General features: G+C 71.1%; 2 protein-coding genes. Both read right to left on the bottom strand.

The genetic code is table 11. The features are described from left to right. Positions 1–223: 223 nt before the first annotated feature. A complete protein-coding gene (locus AB0D93_RS41475) occupies positions 224–1,282 on the bottom strand; it encodes an ArdC-like ssDNA-binding domain-containing protein (protein ID WP_362131941.1) in 1,059 nt (352 codons plus the stop codon). Between the two features lie 182 nt (positions 1,283–1,464). Next, a complete protein-coding gene (locus AB0D93_RS41470) occupies positions 1,465–1,947 on the bottom strand; it encodes a hypothetical protein (protein WP_362131938.1) in 483 nt (160 codons plus the stop codon). Positions 1,948–2,483 lie beyond the last annotated feature (536 nt).

The following is a 2,483-nucleotide window of genomic DNA, read 5'->3' as shown; positions in this document are numbered from 1 at the left end:
CCTGGGGAGCGCGAGGGGGCGGCGCTTGAGAGCGCCCCTCGCAACCCGGCCCCCGGGCCGGGTGCACCACCACGGCGCGGCGCGGCCACGCCGGCCACCACGGCGCCACCGTCGCCCGCGGCCGGTTGCGGTGCGACCCACGGGCGCGGCGGCCGTGCCCCGGAACGACCGGTCGGCGCCCCCGCCGCGGCGGGGGGAGGGGTCCCCTCCCCCCGGCTTCGCGTCACCCCTGGGCGGGGGCGGCCTCCAGAGCGGCACTCACCGGCTGGGCCTGCTCGCGCTGCTCGGCGGCCTCGATCATCTCGGCGCGCTCCGCCTCGTAGGCAGCGTGGGCCGCCTCCTCTGCCACGCGGTCCGCTTCGGCCTCGTCGTCCGCCGGGGCGGTGGTGGCGAGGATCGCGCGGGCGGCGCGGAGGACGGTTTCGCTGGCGGCGGCGAGCGTCTCCTGTACCTCCTCGGCGGTTCGGCCTGCCCAATCCGCGATGTACGGCACGGAGGTTAGGGCGGCGTCCAGCCCGGCCGCTCCGGCCACGATGTACGCGACGGATTCGGCTTCGCACTCCATGCGGCCCCGGTGCCTGCGGTACTCGTCAAGGTCCGCGACGTGCCCGCACTCGATGTGTCCGACTTCGTGGGCGAGCGTGATCACGCGGTGTGCCTCGGGGTCGTCTTCCTTGATGCCGACTACGCGGGTCTCGGGGTCGGTGTACCCGTCCTCACCCCTGGTGGCTTCCAGGCGGACGGAGTAGCCGTGCACCTTCTCCGCGTGGTGGGTGAGGCGTTCCCAGAGTTCGGCCGGGGCCTCGCCGGTCACCTTCACGCCGAGCGCGTAGGCGGGCTCCTGGGTCTCCTCCGGGGTGGCCTCCTCGTCGGGGTCGGTCTGGCTGATGTCGAACACCGGCACGGTCTTGAAGATGACGCGCTTCTGTTCCTGGCCGTTCTCGTCAAGGACGGGGTTACCGTCCTTGTCCTTCTTCTTGACCGTCATGGGGGCGAAGATCCGCAGGCTCTTTTCCCCCTTGCGGACGTGGCGGCCGTGCTCCTTCCACTGCTTGAAGCTCCGGACCTGGGTCGCGTGCGGGCACTGGGCCAGGATCAGCAGCATGTTCCTGACGGAGTAGCGGCCGAGGTTCGCGACGGTGGCGCGGAGCATCGCCTTCCACCCGTCGGCGGAGACCAGGGACGCAATCGCGTCGTTCAGCTGCTCATGGAGGGCGGCTACCTCGGCCTCGCGCTCCTCGGCGGACTTGGTGGAGCGGCGGCGCGTCGTCTTGGTGGCCATTTCGGTGCCTCTCTTGCGGTGCGGTTTCGAGGTGTGTTGGTCGGGGTGCCACCCCCTTCCAACAAGCTCAATATTACCAGTATTGAGCCGGATTTGGAAGTGAAAGAGGGGGCCTGACCAGGGTTTTTCTAATCCGGCCCCCTCCGGGGGCCGGGGCGCTGATCGCGCCCCGGCCGTTCGGGTTACGCCTTGGCGGCGGCCTTCGCCTTGCGCTTGGCCTTCGTCTTGCGGAGCTTCAGGGGGCGGTCGGGCTCCGCCTCCTCGACCAGTCCGGGGACGTCGTACGCGTAGATGCTGAGCACGTCGCCGAGGTCGGCCAGGAGGCGGCGGGGCATCCCGCGCCGGTTCCCGAATCCTCGGGAGTAGTGGACGCGCCCGCCGCGCTCCGTCATGGCGTCGGAGTACCAAACCCCCTCGCCGATAAGGCGGCTGGCCATGATGGTCACGGGACGCTGTCGCGGGCTCGCCTGGATGGTGAGGCGGGCGACCAGCCCGACCGAGACCCCCGCCTCACTGATCACCTCGGCGCGCTCGACCGTGTCCACCGTGACGCGGTAGCTGATCGCCAGGCCGGACTTCGGGTGACGGGTGTTGATGACGATCGGCTCGGGGGACTCGCTGGCCTTCGTGGCGGCGGAGCGGGAGTTGCGGGCCTTGACGTTCATGTCCAGCACCTTTCGGCGGGTTTCGAGTGGTTCTCGTTGTCCGGGGTGCCACCCCCTTCCAACAAGGACAACATTACCAGTGTTGGGCCGGAATTGGAAGCGGGAAAGGGGGTCTGACCAGGGTTTTTCTCGAAAATCCCGGGTGCCGCGCGTGCCCTCCGGGCCGGGCCGACCCCCCTCCTTGCCAGCCCGTTTTTGGCCCGCCACGACGGACCCGCAGACGGCGGACGGCCCGTCACGTAAACCGCCCAGGGATGCCGCTTTTCCGGCCCCCGGCGGGCCGGTCACCTTCTCCTCGACGTGCAGCTGCTCCGCTCCCCCGTCTCGAACCTCAGCCCCTGGCCGTCACCCCCGCGGGGCCGGCGGCCGACGACGCACCGGTGGACTCGCCCCAGCCACAACGGACTTCAGCCCGTCCCCCGGTCCCCGGGGGGCGGGCGTCCGGAGGAGCCCCACGGGGCTTTGCGCAAGGGAGCTTGCGACCGCAGCCCGCGCGCAGCGCGGGCCGCAATAAGGAGGGCCCCCAGGGCCCGACG

This window comes from Streptomyces sp. NPDC048191, from assembly GCF_040652655.1.
In the GTDB taxonomy this organism is placed as follows: domain Bacteria; phylum Actinomycetota; class Actinomycetes; order Streptomycetales; family Streptomycetaceae; genus Streptomyces.
The sequence above is the reverse complement of the archived record's forward strand: the minus strand, read 5'-3'. Positions and strand labels throughout refer to the sequence as shown.